Source organism: Niveispirillum sp. (assembly GCF_017996735.1).
Taxonomy (GTDB): domain Bacteria; phylum Pseudomonadota; class Alphaproteobacteria; order Azospirillales; family Azospirillaceae; genus Niveispirillum.
Map to the genome: position 1 here is coordinate 1 of NZ_JAGOGJ010000125.1, position 18,370 is coordinate 18,370.

Here is an 18,370-nt window from a genome sequence, read left to right on the forward strand (position 1 = left end):
CAATCCGACCCTGCTCTATGGCTATGGCGGGTTCGAGATTTCGATGACGCCGGCCTATATGTCGGTGTTCGGCAAGGCTTGGCTGGAACAGGGCGGCGCCTATGTCGTCGCCAATATCCGGGGTGGCGGCGAATTCGGCCCACGCTGGCATCAGGCGGCGCTGAAGGCGAACCGTCAGCGCGCCTATGATGATTTCCAGGCCGTGGCCGAAGACCTGATCAAGACCAAGGTGACCAAGCCGGCCCGCCTGGGCATTCAGGGTGGCTCCAACGGCGGCCTGCTGACTGGTGTCACCATGACCCAGCGCCCGGACCTGTTCGGCGCCGTCATCGTGGCGGTCCCGCTGCTGGACATGATGCGCTATCACACCATGCTGGCCGGTGCGTCCTGGATGGGTGAATATGGCGACCCGGAAAAGGCCGATGAACGCGCCTGGATCGCTAAATACAGCCCCTATCAGAACGTCCGTAAGAACGTGAAATACCCGGAGGCGTTTGTTTACACCTCCACCAAGGATGACCGCGTCCATCCCGGCCATGCCCGCAAGTTTGTGGCCAAGCTGGAAAGCCAGGGCCACAAGGTCATGTATTACGAGAACATGGAAGGCGGCCATTCGGCGGCGGCCAACCTGAAACAGCGGGCAGAGGTGACGGCCCTGCAGGTCGTGTACCTGACGCAGAAGCTGATTGATCGGTAAGGGGGACGGCGGATTGGAGGAAGGGGGGCTTCGGCTCCCCTTTTTTTGTGGTTCCCTCACCCTCCCAAACGCTGACGCGTTCGGGCCCCTCCCTCTCCCACGTTCGTGGGCGAGGGGCGAAGCATGTTCCCTCACCCTCCCAAGTTCGTAGACGAGGGGCGGAGCATGTTCCCTCACCCTCCCAAGTTCGTAGACGAGGGGCGGAGCATGTTCCTTTACGCCCCTCGCCCGCTTGCGGGAGAGGGAGGGGCCCAAGCCGGAAGGCTTGGGAGGGTGAGGGAACGACAATCCCCAGCCTCACCCTTCCTTCGCCCGGTCGCTGGCCGCCTGTTGCGCCTCCTGCCAGGCGCGGATGTCGTCGGGCATGGGCGGGCTTTCCAGGTCGATGCCCATATGGTGCATCAGTTCCGTCATCTCGATGGACCGGCCCCGTTCCAGAAACACGCCCTTCACAACGATGACAGCGGCCAGGTGGCCGTCCAGCGCCTCGAACACATGTTCCAGGTAGATCCACTTGCCATCCCAGCACAGGACGCGGGTTTTCAGTCGATAGGGCTGAAACGGCTTCAACTCCCGCCGGAACCGGATCATGGCCCCGCCCAGCACGGGTGCCCATTTGCGGGTCAGCAGCAGGCGCAACATGCCCGTGCGGATCATCAGATCGACCCGGCCCAGATCGGCGATGGTGAAGTACCGGCCATTATTCATGTGCAGGTTCGTGTCGATATCGTTCAACCAGACACGGAAGCCCAGGATGGAGGTCCCCAACGGCTCCACACGCCGCCCGGACAGAAGGGCGGCCAGCACGACGCGCAGCAGACGGAAGATCAAATTCATCGACAACACCAAATCGGCAGAAAAGACAAAGGGCGGCCCCCTTTTGGGGCCGCCCCTTGTTTTGGGCAAGGATGATAGGGGTTGAGGTCCGGCAAGAAATCAAGCCCCAGATCACCCTTGCTTATCCGCAATCCATTTCCATTCAGATGTAGAAATGGATCTGCGTCCGGTCATAACCCGTGCCGATCATCACCGGCTGGCCTTTGACCACGGGCAGGTCGTGATTGAAGAAATACACGGCCTGCTTCCAGTGGTTGGTACGGGTCGGCGACTTGGAGTGGTAATCGACCTTCTCATCCATATGCAGGTCGAACCAGAAGGCAATGCCATGGGCCACACCCGTTTCCGAGGCGGTGACGGTCAGGACCTTGGCGTCGCTGTCGGGCATGTTCTTGTAGAAATCGAAGAACCAGGCCTTTTCCGGGTTGGACAGCATGCGGTGCGCATCAGCGGCCAGATCGATGGTGCAGTAACCCGGCGTGCGGAACTGATCGAACCGGGACATGTCAAAGCCGGAGACGGTGCGCACCGGGCTGATGCGGCGCATATCGTCGGCCTGGATCAGCGAGGCATAGACGGTGGCCGCCGCCGGGATGATCTTGGCATCGGGCTTCAGCAGGTTCTGGCGGGCATGCTGCAAAATGGTCAGCATGTCGGGGGCCAGCATGCCGACATTGATCAGTTCCGACACGAAGACATCGGCCTTTTCGGGCATATCCTGTCCCACCACCAGATCGGTGGACTTCTTGCCGATCACGGTGATGTGCTTGTCATACCCGTTCAGCGCCACCGTTTCCCGCGCCACCTCAACCAGCGGCTGGTGCATCTCGCAGGTATAGACATGGCCAGCACCGGCACGCGCCGCCATCATGGCGACCAGGGCCGAACCCGTACCGATCTCCAGCACCGTGTCACCGGGCTTCACACTGTTCAGCAGGGCCGCCTCATAGGCGTCGTTGCGCTCATGATCATTGATCATCGGGATGTGCCAGGCGGGGATCTGGGTGGAGCGCAGCAGTTGCAGCGCGAACAGCACGGCGGCATTGTCGGGCATGCGGTTATGCGCACCGGTCAGCAGCGCAATGGCATCGTCGATGCGGCCCTGACCCTGGAACACCTGGGCCAGACCGATGGCGGCTTCCGCCCGGCTGGGGTCGCCCGCCAGGACATTGGCGAACAGGCGGCCGGCCTCGTCCAGACGGTCGGTATAGAGCAGCAGGGCCGCCAGGTTGTAGGCGGCGTCCAGGTTCTTGGGCCGCAGGGCCAGCGAGTGGCGGAAGCAGAATTCCGCCTCGGCCAGGCTGCCCATCTCGCGCAGGGTGTTGCCCAGATTATTATGGGCCTCGGCATAGGAGGGGCGCAGTTCCACGGCCTTGCGGAAATGCGGCTCGGCCTCGGCCAGCTTGCCCTGGGCACGCAGCGCATTGCCCAGATTGTTGTGGGACAGCGGGTCGGCATCGTCCAGCAACACGGCCTTGGCGAATTCGACCTCCGCCTCCTCGAACCGGCGGCAGCCATACATCAGCACGCCACGGCTGTTGTGGAATTCGGCCTTGGCACCGTCCAGCTCGATGGCCTTGGAGAACAGCTCGTTCGCCTCTGCCGCGCGGTTGGAGCGGAGCGCGATGATACCCAGCAGGTGCGTGGCTTCCGAATGGGCCGGTTCGGCCTGCAGCGCCGTGCGGCAGCTCATTTCGGCTTCGGCCAGGTAACCGGCCATCAGGTGCTGACGGGAGATGCTGACGCAATCCTGGACGAAGGACATGGGGGTGCTCCTTGGCTTGGCGCTTCGTGGCCGCTGCGGGCCAAATCGGTTCGAAAGCCTAAAAGCAACCGGCGTGCCAACAGGAGAAAAGCCCGGAAATCCGCCATTTTTCCAGCATCCGGCAAAAGATGCCGGGTGGGGTGGCGGCCGGGGCGGCGTTTCTTGCCCGCAGCGCCGGGAAATTGTCGCCGCGTCAACCGGCGCGATAGGGCCCCTGCCCGGCCAGCACAAGCCGGTCGCGCGCCACCACCGCGCGTTCATTGATCAGGAAGCGGGCGACGGCATCATCCATGGCGGGGTCGGTCATGTGATGGGCCGACCAGACGGGCACAGGCTGATAGCCGCGCTTCAGCTTGTAATGGCCGCCCATGCCGCCATCCACGGCGCAAAGGCCCCGGTCAATGGCGCAATCGATGGCGCGGTAATTCGTGACCTCGAAATAGAGGAAGGGCAGATCATCCACCCCGCCCCAGCTTCGGCAGAACAGGGTGCGGCGGCCCCGGAAATTCAGCGTGCCGCCCACCCAGCGCCCGCCCTGCCGCGCCATGACCAGCACCAGATCATCCGCCATCCGTTCCCCCAGCAGCAGGAAGAACTCACGGGGCAGATGTGGCAGCGTCTGTTTTTTCAGGAAGGTGGAGCGATAGAAGCCGGCAAAGACATCCATATGTTCCGGCCGCAGGTCGGCACCCGTCAGGACATGGATATCGACGCCATTCTGCCCCACCTGCCGGCGTTCGCGCCGGATCATGCCCCGCTTGTCGCAGGTCAGGGTGGCCAGAAAATCATCAAAGTTGCGGTAATCCCTGTTCTGCCAGTGGAACTGTGTATCGGTGCGCACATGCCACCCGGCCTGCGTGAACCGGGACAGGTCCGCCTCGTTCACGAAGGTGGCATGGATGCCGGACAGCCCGTCCTTGCGGGCCGTCCGGGTCATCAGATCGATCAGCCGCGCCGCGATATCCGGCGGCGCCCCCCGGCGCAGCAGGATGCGCGGCCCGCCGACAGGGGCGAACGGGGCGCAGATCTGAAGCTTTGGGTAATAGTGCCCGCCCGTGCGGTGCAGGGCATCGACCCAGGCCCCCTCCTCCACAAAATCGCCAAACGGGTTGGATTTCAGGAAAACGGGAATGGCGGCCACCAGCGTGCCGGCCAGATCCCGGGCCGTCAGATAAGAGGCCTTCCAGACCTGACCATCGATGGCCCCACACTCCTCCAGCACGCTTAAATAGGCGTGGCGCAGGAATGGATGGTCATCCCCGCCGGGCGTATCCAGAAGGCAGGCATCCCATTCCGCCGCACCAATCCTGGAAATGCGGCCCGATATCTCGACGGTCAACTCGGGTGAAACGACACCGTCCAGCATGCGGGGGATCTCGGACCAAATATGCTAACGCGTTAATACTGTGTCTCTTTTTAAAATTATCATGTGAATACACAGGCAGCCATGCCTATTCAGGCAATTCAGCCATCCTGGCGATAAGGGCTTTCCGCCAGAAGTTCGGCGATGTGGGCCTCCATCGCTGTCCGTTCCTTCAACAGGAAGTCGGTCACGGCATAGCGCAGGCCGCGATGGGCGATGTAATGGGCGGAAAAGGTCTTCACGGGCAGATAGCCGCGCTGGATCTTGTGCTCACCCTGGGCGCCGGCCTCCACACGCGTCAGCCCCTGTTCGATGGCGAAATCGATGGCGCGGTAATAACAGGCCTCGAAATGCAGGAACGGGTACGCCTCCGACCCGCCCCAGTTCCGGCCATAAAGCGTGGTTTCGCCCATCATGTTCAAGGCGCCACCCACCCAGCGCCCGCCATCGCGCGCCATGACCAGCACGACCCGGTCGGCCATGTCCTGGCCCAACTGAAAAAAGAAGTCGCGCGTCAGATAGGGGGAACCCCATTTACGGTCGGACGTAGAGCGGTAGAGCCGGTCGAACGCGTCCCAATGCTCCTCACGGATGTCGGCGCCGGTCAGGGTGAACAGGCTCAGGCCGCTATCGGCCACGGTCTGGCGTTCCTTGCGCACCATCTTGCGCTTGCGGCTGCTGAAGGCCGCCAGGAAATCATCGAAGGTCCGATAGCCGCGATTGTCCCAATGGTATTGCGTGCCGATGCGCGACAGCCAGCCGGCCTCGACCAGCCGGTCATGGTCGGCCTGATCGGGAAAGGTGACATGGGCGCCGGACAGGTCATTGCGGCGGGTCAGGCTGGCCAGGGTGGCGATGATCGCGGCATGGATGCCCGGCGGTGCCGTGGCACGGACCAGCAGGCGCGGGCCGGTCACGGGCGTGAAGGGCACGGCCGATTGCAGCTTGGGGTAATAATCGCCGCCCGCCCGGTCCAGGGCATTGGCCCAGGCATGGTCGAAAACATATTCCCCATAGGAATGGTATTTCACATAAAGCGGGGCGACACCCAGCAGCACGCCATCCGCACCGCGCACGGCGATATGGCGCGGGTCCCAGCCGGTATCACCGCCCACCGACCCGCTGACCTCCAGCGCCGCCAGAAAGGCATGGCGCAGAAAGGGATTGTCGGCCCCGCCCGGCGTATCCAGCAGGCAGGCATCCCAGTCGGCGGCCGGGATGGTGCGGATATCATCGACAAGGTCGATGCTGATATTGTCCAGGTCCTGACCGTCTTGCATGGGCGTCGCCGCGCTGTTGAATGGTCAGGATATAGGGCTGGCGGGGCGAAGGCCAAGCGCTGCGTGGTTCCTTCACCCTCTCAAGCCTTCCGGCTCGGGCCCCTCCCTCTCCCACTTTCGTGGGCGAGGGGCGGAAATTTTGCCCATCGCCCGGTTGCGGGAGAGGAAGAGGGAGAGGGAAACTCCGGCTTACGCCACTTCCAGAATCGCCTCGATCTCCACCGCCACGCCAAAGGGCAGCGAGGCGGCCGAGACGGCGGAGCGGGCATGTTTGCCGGCATCGCCGAAAATCTCGCCGAACAGTTCCGACGCGCCGTTGATCACCTTGGGCTGGTCATTGAAATCGCCCGTGGAATTGACGAAGCCCACCAGCTTCACCACCCGCACGATCCGGTCCAGATCGCCGTCCAGCGCCAGCTTGGCCTGGGCGATGATGTTCAGCGCACAGGTGCGGGCCGCCTCGCGCCCCTCCTCGATCGAATAGCCGGCGCCCAGCTTGCCGACATGGCGCAGTTCGCCATTCCACATCGGCACCTGGCCAGAGATGAACAACTGACTGCCGGTGCGCACGGCGGTCACATAGGCGGCCAGAGGCACGGCGGCCTTGGGCAGTTCGATGTTCAGTTCGGCCAGACGCGCGTCGATACGACCCGGCATAAAAACCTCCATTCCAGAAACAGTGTTGCCGCCTTGATAGCAGCAGGCACGCACAAGGGCAAAGCCCCGTGGCGACGGCTTATGGACCGATAACCCGGTCTGACAACAGGTAGAAATGCAGGGTCGCGGGCTTGCCGCGCGAATAGTTGAAGCCCGACAGTTCCGCCACCATCCTGGGTTCACGGCCGGCGGCGCGCAGGGCGGCCTGGAACGCCGCCTCCTCCCGCCCTGTGGTCACCATGCCGATGGCGCAGGCAGGGTCGGACAGAAGGTGGGCGGCCACCAGTTCACCCCCGCCCAGGCGCGTGGCCGTGCCCACCAGGAAGACCATCGACGGCTCGTTATAGCCGCCGGCAGCCAGGATGCTGCCGGAACAGGGCTTGTGTTCATCCACCACCTGCTTCACCTGCGGGCTGAGCCACATCGGTGTCAGGCCGGGCAAGGCCATGGCGAAGATGCCGATATAGGCGATGACGGCCGCCACGGCGATGCCCAGGGCCGCATCCCCCCGCGCCGACCGGACCAGCCAGACGGTCAGGCCGCCCACGGCCAGGATGGAAAGGGCCGCCACGACGGACCCCGCCTGCACCTGCCCCGTCATCTGCACCGGAAAGCCGATGATGGCGCCCGCGAAGGCCAGCGACACGATAACGGCCATGGCGATCGCCGCCCAGACCCAGTCACGGGATAGGGGGGCGCGGCGTTTGGTGATCACCATGGCGGCCGCCAGCAGGGCCAGGGCCGGCAGGACCGGCAGGGTGTAATGCGGCAGCTTGGTCACCACCGCCTCATGGATCGCCCAGGTCGGGATGATCCAGGCCAGGCAGAAACGCACCGCCGCCTCGTGCCGGCGTGCCCAGATCAGGGGCACAGACAACAGCACCAGCGGCGCCCAGGGCCAGAAACTGAGCCAGAAGGTCGCCAGGAAATAACCCGGCGGGCCGGCATGGTTCTCCTGCCCCGTGGCGGCCTTGCCCAGGAATTCATGCCCCACGGCGGTGCCGAAGAAGGCGCCCTTGGTGGCGATGGCAATGGCGATCAGCCAGGGCAGGATGATGGCCAGGAACAGCAGCAGGCCCAGGGCGGGCCGCAGACGCCGCAGCCACCAGACCTCCCGGTCGATCAGCCACAGGGCCAGGATGGCAGCACCCACCACCATCAGGATCACGCCCTTGACCAGCACCCCGATGCCCAGCGCCACCCAGAACAGCAGGGCGGTCGACAGGGGCAAGGCCCGGTCGGGCCGCAGATAGGCGCGCGCCAGCACACCCATACAGCCCAGCACGCAGGCCAACTGCACCGCATCGGTCTTGGCCATGCGCGCTTCCACGCCCAGGATGACGCAGGTGGCCATCATCATGGCGGCGATGGCGCCCGCCCCCGGCCCGAACAGCGCCAGACCCGCCCAGGCCGTCAGCAGGACGGCCACGATGGCGCCGATCAGCGAGGGCAGCCGGTACATCCAGACCGGTCCCGTATCCTGTCCCCCTGTCAGCAGGTGGACGGTGGCCGCCTGCATCCAGTAGATGCCCACCGGCTTCTTGTGCCGCGCCTCCTCCTGGAACCGGATATCGATGAAATCGCCGGTTTCCAACATCTGGTGGCTGGCCTGGACATAGCGGCTTTCATCCCGGTCAAAGGGCGGGATGGTGAAAAACCCCTGCGCAAAGGCGGCAAAGGCTAGCAAAGCCAGGAACAGCCAGACCTTCCGCAGCGGCTGTTCCGGGCTCATGCCCCCGCCTCCCGCCTTTCGCGGCGGATCAGGTGCAGATTGCGGGAATAGATGATCAGGGCCGGCAATTGCCCCGCGATGATCACCAGTTCATGCTTCAGGAAACCATAGATGGTCAGCAGCAGGCCACCCCCTAGGCTGAACCACCAGAAGGCCACGGGCATGACGCTGCGCCGGGCGCGTTCGGAACTGATCCATTGCACGACGAAGCGCATCATGAACATGGCCTGCGCCGACATGCCGAACAGGACCAGCCATTCCTGCCCATCGACGGCGGCATGCCACCACTGGTTCAACTGGGTCCAGATCATGGTGCCTTCACCTCTGTCACCGCCATCGGGCGTTTCTGCCGCCGCAGCAGCCACATGACACCGAACAGGTCCCACAGGCCCACAGCCGCGCGGTGCAGGTTGGTATATTTGGACATGCCGGTGGCGCGCGGGCGGTCATTCACCGGCAGGTTGGCAGAGGCCCGCCCCCGTCCCTTGACCAGGGCCGGAATGAAGCGATGCAGGCAATCGACGGCGGGCAGGTCCAGGAACAGATCGCGGCGGATCAGTTTCAGCCCGCAGCCCGTATCAGGGCAATCATCGCGCAGGACGGAACGGCGGATAAGATTGGCGGCACGCGATGCCAGCCGCTTGGACAGCGTGTCCTGCCGCCGCCGCCGCACCCCGTTGACCAGGACCAGATCCTCATCCACCAGCACAGCGTCCAGCATGGCGGGGATGTCGGCGGGATCGTTCTGCCGGTCGCCATCGATGAAGACCAGCCACTTGCCCTGCGCCGCGCGGGCACCGGTGACCAGGGCCGCACTTTTCCCGGCACGACTGGCATGGCGGATCAGGCGCAGGGTGGGATATTCGGGCAGGACCCGTTGCACACGGACGGCCGTGGCGTCGGTCGATCCATCATCGATCACCACCACCTCAAACGCCGGGGAGGCGGCCAGCGCCGCATAAAGCTCTTCCAGCAGCGGCAGGATATTGTCCTGTTCATCCAGGACCGGGATCAGAACGGAAAGCTGCACGCAACCTCCAACCGGTGCGGGACCATCGACTAGGCGGCATAATCCGTTCGGCGTGGGAAGAAAAGTGACGCTTTGATGCGCCTGCCCCCCGTTAGGCGCCTGTCAGACCCGGGGCATGCTTGTTCCCTCCCGCGCCGGGCGCCGCCATCCGGCGGCCTGGCTTCACACCGCGTGGGCGGCGCGGCGGCGGTCGCCGCCCCATATCGCGTGGTGTCAGAGGGTCTCCACCACCGTCACACCGGCCGCCGCCAGCCGCGCCATGGCCGCATCCAGCGATCCGTCCAGGTCGATGGCCCGGCTGGCCCCCGTCAGCAGGACAGAGGCAAAGCCCGACCGGGCCGCATCCTCGGCCGAATAGGCGACACAGAAATCGGTGGCCAGGCCCGCAAAAAACAGGCGGGTGAAGCCGCGTTCCCGGCAATAGCCGGCCAGGCCCGTGGGCGTATGCCGATCATTTTCGAAAAAGGCGGAATAGCTGTCGATGGCGGGGCGGAAACCCTTGCGCACCACCAGCGCGGCCATGGGCACATCCAGCCCGGCATGGAATTCCGCCCCCTTCGTGCCCTGCACACAATGGGCGGGCCACAGGGTCTGGTCACCGTAATCCAGGCGGATGGTCTGGAACGGGCTGGTGCCCGGATGGCTGTCGGCGAAGCTGGAATGGCCGGGCGGGTGCCAGTCCTGGGTCAGGACCACACCGGCCCCGGCCGCATGAAAGCGCCGGGCCAGATCATTGGCCAGCGGGACCACGGCATCGCCATCGGCCACGGCCAGGGCGCCACCGGGACAGAAATCATTCTGGATATCGACCAGGACCAGCAGGTCGGTCGCACACAACATCGCCATCACCCCTCCCCGGCATCAATAGGGTACGCGGTCGGCCTTTGCGGCCCAGTCATGGAAGACGGACAGGGCGTCGTCATTGGGCCGATGGTCGCAGGGGATGATACGCTGGTCCGGGGCCACCGCCACCTGTTCATAGATCAGGGCGTCGTCAAAGCCGATATCGGCCGCCTGAAACCGGTCATTGGCATAGACGATGCGATCCACACGCGCCCACAGCGCCGATGCCAGGCACATGGGACAGGGCTCGCAACTGGCATAAAGCACGGCCCCGCGCAGATCGAACCGGCCCAGGCTGCGGCAGGCATCGCGGATGGCCACAACCTCGGCATGGGCCGTGGGGTCGTTGGTAGAGGTGACCTGATTGCAGCCGCGCCCGACCACCCTTCCATCCATCACCACCACCGACCCGAAGGGCCCGCCCTGCCCGCCTTCCATGCCCTGACGGGACAGGTCGGCGGCAAGCGACAGGAAATGCTGGTCTTGATCGGACATACGGACGCTATCCCTTGGAACTGAAAACAGCCCCAAGGGATAGCGTCCGTCCATGGAAGATGTCACGGGGTTAAATGCGTCCCAGCAGCATCAGGATCAGCACGACGATCAGCACCGTGCCCAGAAGGCCGGACGGGCCGTAACCCCAGCCACGGCTGTAGCCCCAGGTGGGCAGGGCACCAATAAGGATGAGAATCAGGATGATCAGAATGATCGTAGTCATAGGGCACTCCATCTTGTGTTGTCGTTACGCCCACCTTCTCAACAACACAGGAGCACAAATGGGTGCGGGCGATTACGGGCTACCCCTTTCGCGACGCAACGTCGCGACGGGTTGACCTTTGCCCTGACATGGGGCTTGCTGCCTCAAGCACCCAGTTTCGGGTGTTTTGTTCCACAGAGGAAATGATGAACCGTAAAGTCCAGATCGGCGACCCGCCCATTCGCATCCTGCGCGATGATTTGCAGAAGCTTGAGACGTTGCTTGACAGCATGCACCGTTCCTACGCGCGGATTTCGATGTTCCTGCAGCAGGAGGTCCTGCGTGCCGACATCGTGGATCATCAGACGCGGCGCCCCTTTGTACGGCTGGGGTCGCAGGTGCATTTCACCGACGATAACGGCGCCGCCCACAGTGGCACCCTGCATATGCCGGAGGAAGGCTGCCCGGTGCCGCCCGACGCCATTTCGATCCTGACGCCCGTGGGGTGCGCCCTGCTGGGCCTGTCGCCGGGACAGAGCATCACCTATCAGACCGTGGACCGGCGGGAAAAGCGCATCACCGTGACCAGGGTGGTGAACGGCGAATAGCATCGATCGCCGGGGTCACCCCTCACCCTCCCATTGGCCTCACCCTCCTATAGGCTGACGCCAACGGGGCCCCTCCCCTCTCCCACTGACGTGGGCGAGGCAGCGGCCCCAACCCCGTCAGGGCTTGGGAGGGTGAGGGAGCGCCCCACGCCGTCAGCCGAAATTCAGCAGACCCGGCGCCTTGTCGATGATCTCTTCCAGGATCAGTTCGGCGGTTTCCAGATCACCCTTCAGCTTGTCGCCCATGATGGCGGCATATTCGGGACGGCGCAGCTTTTCCGCCGCATCGTGCAGGCTGCGCAATTCGGCAATGAAGATGTCGCGCGCGCCCATGGGCAGCATGGTCTTGGCCGACAGCACAAAGAAAAACCGCATCGAGGCCCGGACCAGCAGGCCCAGCATCAGCGTGTCCAGCCGCGCATATTCCTCTTTCAGGTCATCGACGCGGGCCGTGTCCACGGCGCGCAAGCGGCCCTCGATCAGGATGCACAGCGCCCGGAATTCCCCCACCTTGTTGCGGAAGTCGTTATAGGCCATGAAACTGTCCTTGGCCGCCTCCTCCTCCGCGCTTTTGGCGAGGCGGATGGCATCGCGCGCCTGGCGTTCCAGGGCGCCCAGCAGGTCCTGCACTTCCTTGCGGGTATAGGTACGCTTCATGATCGGGGTTATCGCCACCAGCCGGAGCATCATCGAGGCACCTATATAGGCGGTTGTTTTGCCAACCGAAAGGGTTCCCGCGGGAATGGCAGAAGCGGTCCTTGCGCGGGTGCAAGCTTCCATGCCTTGATAGGCCAATGGTTAACGATGCGTTAAGGCGGTGGCCGGGGGCCGCGCCTTAACGCCGGGCGCACGCGAATTTCGGGGGAAATATGCTTTCCATCAAGGACCTGTCCCACATCTACGGCAATGGTGTCCAGGCGCTGAGCGGCGTGAACCTGACCGTGCCGCGCGGCATGTTCGGCCTGCTGGGCCCCAATGGTGCCGGCAAATCGACCCTGATGCGTACCGTCGCCACCTTGCAGCAACCCACCGCCGGCCAGATCCATTTTGATGGAATCGACGTCCTGGCCGACCCGATGGCCCTGCGCCGCACGCTGGGCTATCTGCCGCAGGAATTCGGCGTCTATCCGCGCATCTCGGCAGAGGACATGCTGGACCATCTGGCCGTGCTGAAGGGATTGACCCACGCTAAGGAGCGGCGGGAGGTGGTGACCGCCCTGTTGCAGCAGACCAACCTGTATCCGGTGCGCAAAAAGGCGCTGGCCGGCTATTCCGGCGGCATGCGGCAACGGTTCGGCATCGCCCAGGCCCTGCTGGGGGAACCCAAGCTGATCATCGTGGACGAGCCCACCGCCGGCCTGGACCCGGAGGAGCGCAACCGTTTCCACAATCTTCTGTCGGAGATCGGGGAGAATGTGGTGGTGATCCTGTCCACCCATATCGTGGAGGATGTGGCCGACCTGTGCCAGAACATGGCCATCATCGTGGGCGGCCGCATCGTGGCGGAGGGCGAGCCGCTGTCCCTGATCGAGGGCATGCGCGGCCGCATCTGGCGCAAGGTGGTGGACAAGGCCGAGGTCGCCGACCATCAGGCCCGCCATCAGGTCATCTCCACGCGCCTGTTCGCAGGCCGCAGCGTGGTGCATGTGGTCAGCGACAATGATCCCGGCGACGGGTTCGAACCCGTGCCCGGCAGCCTGGAGGATGTGTATTTCTCCACCCTGCGCGCCAGCCGCGCCGCCGCCTGAGACCGGGAGACCGCCCCATGTTCGGCAAAATCGCCTGGTTCGAGTTGCGGTATCAGATCCGCCAGCCCGTCTTTATCGTCACCTCGCTGATTTTTGGTCTGCTGACCTTCCTGTCGGTCACCATCGACAATATCCAGATCGGGTCCAGCGACGCGGTCCATGTCAATTCGCCCTTCGCGGTGATGCAGACACTGGCCATCCTGTCCATCTTCGGCATGTTCATCCCCGTGTCCATTCTGGCCAACGTGGTGCTGCGCGATCATGAGACGAAGATGGCGGGGATCATGCATTCCCTGCCGGTGGGCAAATACCCCTATCTGATCGGCCGGTTCACGGGCGCCTTTGCCGCCGTGGCGCTGGCCTTTTCCATGACGGCGGCGGGCATGGCGCTGGGCAGCGCCATGTGGTGGCTGGACCCGGAAACGGTGGGACCGTTCCGGCCCGGCGATTACCTCTTCACCCTGGCCGTCATTGCCATTCCCAACCTGCTGGCCATGGGCGCGATCTTTTTTGCGGTGGCCACGGCCACGCGCAGCCTGATGCTGACCTATGTGGCCCTGGTGGCCGTGCTGATCGTCTATCTGGTGACATCGCGTATGTTCAGCGAGCCGGAATTCCGCGAGATCCGCGCCCTTCTGGACCCGTTCGGCCTGCCGGCACTGGGCAATATCACCCGCTACTGGACCGTTCTGGAACGCAATACCCAGATGGTGCCGTTCGAGGGCATGCTGGTCTGGAACCGGCTGATCTGGACGGGGTTCGGGCTGGCCGTTTCCGCCCTGACCATCTGGCGGTTCAGCTTTGCCGAACGCGCCCCCCGCAAGGCGGACAAGGCCAAGGGCGAAGCGCTGGCGGCGGCGGCCGCCGTCGTGCCCGCCCTGCCCCGCGCCCGCACCCACCACGCCTTTGCCGACACCCTGGCACAGTTCCGCCTGCGCACATGGTTCGAGGTGAAGGCGGGGGTGAAGAATCTGGGTTTCCTGGTGCTGCTGGCGCTGGGTGCGTTCAATGCGCTGGGGGCGCTGATCCGGATCGGCACCCTGTATGGCACCGATCTCTACCCCCTGACCCGGACCGTGGTGGAGCTGCTGAACGGCGCCTTCTCCGTCGTACCGCTGATCGTGTCCGTCTATTTCGCGGGCGAGCTGGTCTGGCGGGAGCGGCAGGCCAGGTTCAACGAGATCATCGACGCCACGCCCACCCCCAACTGGGTGTTCGTGCTGTCGAAATTTGCCGCCATGGCGCTGGTCCTGATGATGCTGATGGGGGTCGGCATCCTTATGGGGCTGGGGGTGCAGATCTTCCGCGGCTTCGCGCATGAAATCGAATTCGGCGTCTATGTCCGCTATCTGCTGGGCGTGACGGCGTTGCAGTTCCTGCTGTTCGCGGTCCTGTCCATGTTCTTCCAGGTCATGGCCGGCAACAAATATCTGGGCATGCTGATCATGGTGGGCTGGTTGATCCTGACCATGGTGGCGGGCCGTCTGGGGCTGGAGGATAATCTGCTGCTCTATGGCGGCAGCCCCGATGTGCCCCTGTCCGACATGAACGGGCTGGGTCATTTCGGGCCGGCCAATGCCTGGTTCACGCTGTACTGGGGCTTCATGGCCATCATCCTGATGGTGCTGGCCCAGCGCGGCTGGACCCGTGGCACCATGGCCCCCCTGCGCCAGCGGCTTTCATCGCTGGGCCGGGGCTGGACGGGGGTTCAGCGCGGGCTGGTGGCCCTGTGCCTTGTCGGCTTTGCCGTCACGGGCGGTTACATCTTCTACAACACCCATATCCTGAACGAGATCGTCAGCAAGAAGGAGGGCGAGACGTTCCGGGTGGAGTATGAGAGGAAGTACCGCGCCGCCCTGGAAAAGCTGCCGCAGCCACGCATCACCGACGTGCGCACCGATGCCGACATCTTCCCCGCCGACCGGCGGATGGAGGTGCGCGGCCATTACCTGCTGGAGAACAGGACCGGCGGCGACATCCCCGTCATCCATGTGCAGTTCCAGCCGCCGATGACGGGCCTGGAGGTGCCGTCCCTGGAGCTTCAGAACGCCGGCACGGTCGATCTGGACGCCACCTACAATCTCTACAGCATCACCCTGAAAACCCCCATGAAGCCGGGGGAGCGTCTGTCGCTGGACTATGTGACCCGGCTGCATTACCAGGGGTTCGACAATGATGGCGGCCCCACCGATCTGGTGGCCAACGGTTCCTTCATCAACAACATAGCGGTCACGCCGGCCATCGGCTTTGTCGACGGCATGATGCTGCAGGGCCGCGCCGACCGCCGCAAATATGACCTGCCGCCCAATGACCGCATGGCCGCGCTGGAGGATGAAAGCCAGTGGCACAATAACTACCTGCGCAGCGACAGCGACTTCGTGACGTTCGAGACCACCGTGTCGACCAGCGAAGACCAGATCGCCATGGCCCCCGGCTATCTGGAAAAGGAATGGACGGACAAGGGCCGGCGTTATTTCCATTACAAGATGGATGCCCCCATCCTGCATTTCTATTCCTGGCTGTCGGCGCGCTATACCGTCAAACAGGACAAGTGGAAGGATGTGGATGTCTCCGTCCTTTATCACGCCCCCCACGCCTATAATGTGGACCGCATGATCCGTGCGGTGAAGGACAGCCTGGATTATTTCAGCAATGCCTTCGGCCCCTATCAGCACCGGCAGATGCGCATCCTGGAATTCCCCGCCTATGCCAGCTTTGCCCAGTCCTTCCCCAACACCGTGCCCTATTCAGAGGCCATTGGCTTCGTCGCCGATGTGCGCGATCCTAACAAGATCGACTATGTCTATTACGTCACGGCGCATGAGGTGGCGCACCAATGGTGGGCGCATCAGGTGATGGGGGCCAATGTCCAGGGGGCGACGCTGTTGTCGGAAAGCCTGTCGCAATACAGCGCCCTGATGGTCATGGAAAAGACCTATGGCCCCGACAAGATCCGCCGTTTCCTGAAATATGAACTGGACAGCTATCTACGCGCCCGCGGGGGTGAGGACCGGGAGGAACAGCCGCTGGCCCGGGTGGAGAACCAGCAATATATCCATTACCGCAAGGGCTCCGTCGCCCTCTACTTCCTGCGCGACCAGTTGGGCGAGGATGTGGTCAACCGGGCGCTGGCCCGTCTGGTGCAAGAGACCAAATACAAATCCGACCCCTACCCTCGCTCCACCGACCTGATCCGCCTGTTGAAGGAGGAAGCGGGGCCGGGCAAGGCCGATCTGATCACCGACACACTGGAAAAGATCACGCTCTATGATCTGAAGGCCGTGTCGGCCAGCGCCGAAAAGCAGGATGACGGCCGCTACAAACTCGCGCTGACCGTCAAGGCCAGCAAGGTGGAGGCCGATGGCCAGGGCAAGGAAACCAAGCTGCCCCTGTCCCTGCCCATCGATATCGGCCTGTTCACCGCCAGCCCCGGCGATGACGGGTTCGATGCGTCCAAGGTGGTGATCCTGGAAAAACACCCCGTGGATGACAAAACGACCATCATCGAGTTCGTGACCGACAAACTCCCCACCCATGCCGGCATCGACCCGTACAACAAACTGATCGACCGGAATTCGGACGATAATATCGTGAAGGTGGAGGTGAAGTAGGCGACTGGCGGTCGGGGGTGCCCGCAGGCACCCCCGTTTGCGTGGGCACCGACGCAGGATAGGTACCTGCGCGATCTCGACGCCCATAACGATGTCGTATATGATATCACCATGTTGAAGATCGTGGTTGATACCGATGTGCTGTTTGCCGCCTTCAACAGCCCGACCGGCGCATCCCGACGGCTGTTGCTGGACATTCTTGACGGTAAGGCGTCGCTGCTTTTGTCAACGACCTTGATGGTTGAGTATGAGGCCGTGCTGACACGACCGCGTAATCTTCAACAGTTCGGGATCGGCGTTGCCGATGTTCTGGCTGTTCTGGACGAATTGGCCTTGTCCTGTGTGCCGGTCGCATTCGATTACCGTTGGCGACCGTCTGCGAACGATCCGGACGACGACCATGTTTTGGAAACAGCGGTCAATGGTAACGCGGACATGATCGCCAGCTTCAACCTGACAGACCTTGCCGCCGCTGCCCGCCCCTTTGGTGTCACTGTACAACGACCGATCGATGTTTTGCGGAGGTTAAAATGAGCAGTTTCCCCCTGCGCATCCCTGACGATCTCAAGGCCGAAGCGGCCCGTCTGGCCGATCGGGCGGGCGTCAGCCTGAACCAGTATGTGGCGACCGCCCTGGCATCCCGCGTCGGCGCACAGGTAGAGGCCGAACGCTATTTCGCGGCCCGTGGTGCCCGTGCGGTCCCCGGTCGCGCCAAGGAAATCCTGGCCCGGTCGGGCCAAGGCAACGCACCACGCGACGATGATCGGATGGAGTGATACCACCGGTCATAAATTATGACCGGTGTACGGCGGCGAGCGCCGCCGCGCGGCACGTGCTGCGTGAAACCAAGCCAACGGATGTTGGCGCCGGCGCTTGAGGTGCTGAAAATCTTGATGATCGGTCAAGATTTTCAGCCGCTGGCATGACACCAATCTGCCGAAGGTTTGACCTTTGGCGGATTGGAGGCCGCCGACTGGCGGCCCGCCGCACGTGCGGCGCAAGCCAAGCCGCCGGATGGCGGCGCCCGGCGCATGAGGGAACACACAATCTCCCTGGATCGGTCACGATCAAGGGAGATTGGTATGAGATTGACCTTTCCCCCCTCACGCGGCGTAGCGGCCATCGCTGATGCGCCGTGCCTGACCCAGGGCGACAAGCAGGTCCAGCATATCCTTGACCTGTTTGCCCCGCGCGCCCTTGAAGGCGCGGGCCACCGCGTCGGCGGGCAGCGCGCTGTTGGCGGCGGACAGGGTCTGACGCAGGGCCTGAACCTGATCGGCGGGAAGCTTGGGCCAGGCGGGCCGGGTAGCGGCCACCGTCGCCTCCCCCAGGTCGGCGGACAATTGTTCGCCCGCCTGCACCCCACCGGGATTCTGAAATTCCGGGCGCAGCCAGCGGACAAGGCCCCGCGCCTCCTCCGCCGCCCGTTCTTTGTTCAAGGCCACCAGCCGGAAAAGGATGTCACGGTCGGACAGGTCGGCGGGCCAGCCATAGGCATCGGC

The 18,370-nt window shown here is 63.8% G+C and carries 18 protein-coding genes and 1 pseudogene; 6 read left to right on the forward strand and 13 right to left on the reverse strand.

The features are described from left to right. Positions 1-697 (forward strand): prolyl oligopeptidase family serine peptidase (locus tag KBA48_RS26240; RefSeq protein ID WP_292911648.1); only part of this gene is annotated, 697 nt, incomplete at its 5' end. Between the two features lie 297 nt (positions 698-994). Here the strand turns inward: KBA48_RS26240 and KBA48_RS26245 are convergent. The 11 genes from KBA48_RS26245 to KBA48_RS26295 form a co-directional block, all read right to left on the reverse strand. Next, positions 995-1,534 carry a thioesterase family protein gene (locus tag KBA48_RS26245; RefSeq protein WP_292911649.1) on the reverse strand — a complete coding sequence of 180 codons (540 nt, stop codon included), beginning with the start codon at positions 1,532-1,534 and terminating at the stop codon, positions 995-997. A 142-nt stretch (positions 1,535-1,676) separates the two neighbouring features. After that, on the reverse strand, positions 1,677-3,299 hold the full coding sequence (locus KBA48_RS26250) for a tetratricopeptide repeat protein (RefSeq protein WP_292911650.1): 1,623 nt from the start codon (positions 3,297-3,299) through the stop codon (positions 1,677-1,679). 193 nt (positions 3,300-3,492) lie between these two features. Then, positions 3,493-4,665 carry a GNAT family N-acetyltransferase gene (locus tag KBA48_RS26255; protein ID WP_292911651.1) on the reverse strand — a complete coding sequence of 391 codons (1,173 nt, stop codon included), beginning with the start codon at positions 4,663-4,665 and terminating at the stop codon, positions 3,493-3,495. Positions 4,666-4,763: 98 nt separating this feature from the next. Beyond that, entirely contained in the window at positions 4,764-5,942 is a 1,179-nt protein-coding gene (locus KBA48_RS26260; protein WP_292911652.1) for a GNAT family N-acetyltransferase, read from the reverse strand. Between the two features lie 189 nt (positions 5,943-6,131). Beyond that, complete coding sequence (locus KBA48_RS26265) at positions 6,132-6,599, reverse strand: RidA family protein (protein ID WP_292911653.1); 468 nt, start codon at positions 6,597-6,599, stop codon at positions 6,132-6,134. A gap of 79 nt (positions 6,600-6,678) precedes the next feature. Further along, entirely contained in the window at positions 6,679-8,331 is a 1,653-nt protein-coding gene (locus KBA48_RS26270; protein ID WP_292911654.1) for a glycosyltransferase family 39 protein, read from the reverse strand. Next, complete coding sequence (locus KBA48_RS26275; RefSeq protein WP_292911655.1) at positions 8,328-8,642, reverse strand: lipid-A-disaccharide synthase N-terminal domain-containing protein; 315 nt, start codon at positions 8,640-8,642, stop codon at positions 8,328-8,330. The genes KBA48_RS26270 and KBA48_RS26275 overlap by 4 nt, the downstream gene beginning before the upstream one ends. Beyond that, positions 8,639-9,361, reverse strand: coding sequence for a glycosyltransferase family 2 protein (locus KBA48_RS26280; protein ID WP_292911656.1), 723 nt, complete (start codon positions 9,359-9,361; stop codon positions 8,639-8,641). Before KBA48_RS26280 ends, KBA48_RS26275 begins: the two co-directional genes overlap by 4 nt. Before the next feature lie 213 nt (positions 9,362-9,574). Further along, complete coding sequence (gene pncA, locus KBA48_RS26285; RefSeq protein ID WP_292911657.1) at positions 9,575-10,207, reverse strand: bifunctional nicotinamidase/pyrazinamidase; 633 nt, start codon at positions 10,205-10,207, stop codon at positions 9,575-9,577. 15 nt (positions 10,208-10,222) lie between these two features. Beyond that, positions 10,223-10,699, reverse strand: a complete 477-nt coding sequence (locus KBA48_RS26290) for a nucleoside deaminase (RefSeq protein WP_292911658.1) — start codon at positions 10,697-10,699, stop codon at positions 10,223-10,225. A 70-nt stretch (positions 10,700-10,769) separates the two neighbouring features. Next, entirely contained in the window at positions 10,770-10,922 is a 153-nt protein-coding gene (locus tag KBA48_RS26295; RefSeq protein ID WP_292911659.1) for a DUF3309 family protein, read from the reverse strand. A gap of 182 nt (positions 10,923-11,104) precedes the next feature. On the opposite strand from KBA48_RS26295, the gene KBA48_RS26300 reads away from it, so the two are divergent. After that, on the forward strand, positions 11,105-11,509 hold the full coding sequence (locus tag KBA48_RS26300; protein WP_292911660.1) for a GreA/GreB family elongation factor: 405 nt from the start codon (positions 11,105-11,107) through the stop codon (positions 11,507-11,509). 153 nt (positions 11,510-11,662) lie between these two features. Here KBA48_RS26300 and KBA48_RS26305 read toward each other — a convergent pair whose 3' ends face one another. Beyond that, entirely contained in the window at positions 11,663-12,199 is a 537-nt protein-coding gene (locus KBA48_RS26305) for a hypothetical protein (protein WP_292911661.1), read from the reverse strand. 179 nt (positions 12,200-12,378) lie between these two features. Here KBA48_RS26305 and KBA48_RS26310 point away from each other — a divergent pair, with 179 nt between their 5' ends. The 4 genes from KBA48_RS26310 to KBA48_RS26325 all read left to right on the forward strand — a co-directional run bounded on the left by KBA48_RS26310 (position 12,379) and on the right by KBA48_RS26325 (position 17,644). Next, entirely contained in the window at positions 12,379-13,257 is an 879-nt protein-coding gene (locus KBA48_RS26310; protein ID WP_292911662.1) for an ABC transporter ATP-binding protein, read from the forward strand. A gap of 17 nt (positions 13,258-13,274) precedes the next feature. Beyond that, complete coding sequence (locus KBA48_RS26315) at positions 13,275-16,868, forward strand: M1 family aminopeptidase (RefSeq protein WP_292911663.1); 3,594 nt, start codon at positions 13,275-13,277, stop codon at positions 16,866-16,868. 111 nt (positions 16,869-16,979) lie between these two features. Continuing rightward, positions 16,980-17,402: a putative toxin-antitoxin system toxin component, PIN family gene (locus tag KBA48_RS26320; RefSeq protein ID WP_292911664.1), complete on the forward strand. Its 423-nt coding sequence runs from the start codon at positions 16,980-16,982 to the stop codon at positions 17,400-17,402. After that, positions 17,399-17,644, forward strand: a complete 246-nt coding sequence (locus KBA48_RS26325) for a toxin-antitoxin system HicB family antitoxin (protein WP_292911665.1) — start codon at positions 17,399-17,401, stop codon at positions 17,642-17,644. The genes KBA48_RS26320 and KBA48_RS26325 overlap by 4 nt, the downstream gene beginning before the upstream one ends. Before the next feature lie 327 nt (positions 17,645-17,971). On the opposite strand, the pseudogene KBA48_RS26330 reads toward KBA48_RS26325, so the two are convergent. Next, a pseudogene (locus KBA48_RS26330) lies at positions 17,972-18,370 on the reverse strand (class I SAM-dependent DNA methyltransferase); the annotation flags it as partial.

Coding starts and splice junctions, on each gene's coding strand:
- KBA48_RS26245 (WP_292911649.1), bottom strand. CDS start 1,534: ATGAATTTGATCTTCCGTCTGCTGCGCGTCGTGCTGGCCGCCCTTCTG.
- KBA48_RS26250 (WP_292911650.1), bottom strand. CDS start 3,299: ATGTCCTTCGTCCAGGATTGCGTCAGCATCTCCCGTCAGCACCTGATG.
- KBA48_RS26255 (WP_292911651.1), bottom strand. CDS start 4,665: ATGCTGGACGGTGTCGTTTCACCCGAGTTGACCGTCGAGATATCGGGC.
- KBA48_RS26260 (WP_292911652.1), bottom strand. CDS start 5,942: ATGCAAGACGGTCAGGACCTGGACAATATCAGCATCGACCTTGTCGAT.
- KBA48_RS26265 (WP_292911653.1), bottom strand. CDS start 6,599: ATGCCGGGTCGTATCGACGCGCGTCTGGCCGAACTGAACATCGAACTG.
- KBA48_RS26270 (WP_292911654.1), bottom strand. CDS start 8,331: ATGAGCCCGGAACAGCCGCTGCGGAAGGTCTGGCTGTTCCTGGCTTTG.
- KBA48_RS26275 (WP_292911655.1), bottom strand. CDS start 8,642: ATGATCTGGACCCAGTTGAACCAGTGGTGGCATGCCGCCGTCGATGGG.
- pncA (WP_292911657.1), bottom strand. CDS start 10,207: ATGGCGATGTTGTGTGCGACCGACCTGCTGGTCCTGGTCGATATCCAG.
- KBA48_RS26290 (WP_292911658.1), bottom strand. CDS start 10,699: ATGTCCGATCAAGACCAGCATTTCCTGTCGCTTGCCGCCGACCTGTCC.
- KBA48_RS26295 (WP_292911659.1), bottom strand. CDS start 10,922: ATGACTACGATCATTCTGATCATCCTGATTCTCATCCTTATTGGTGCC.
- KBA48_RS26300 (WP_292911660.1), top strand. CDS start 11,105: ATGATGAACCGTAAAGTCCAGATCGGCGACCCGCCCATTCGCATCCTG.
- KBA48_RS26305 (WP_292911661.1), bottom strand. CDS start 12,199: ATGATGCTCCGGCTGGTGGCGATAACCCCGATCATGAAGCGTACCTAT.
- KBA48_RS26310 (WP_292911662.1), top strand. CDS start 12,379: ATGCTTTCCATCAAGGACCTGTCCCACATCTACGGCAATGGTGTCCAG.
- KBA48_RS26315 (WP_292911663.1), top strand. CDS start 13,275: ATGTTCGGCAAAATCGCCTGGTTCGAGTTGCGGTATCAGATCCGCCAG.
- KBA48_RS26320 (WP_292911664.1), top strand. CDS start 16,980: ATGTTGAAGATCGTGGTTGATACCGATGTGCTGTTTGCCGCCTTCAAC.
- KBA48_RS26325 (WP_292911665.1), top strand. CDS start 17,399: ATGAGCAGTTTCCCCCTGCGCATCCCTGACGATCTCAAGGCCGAAGCG.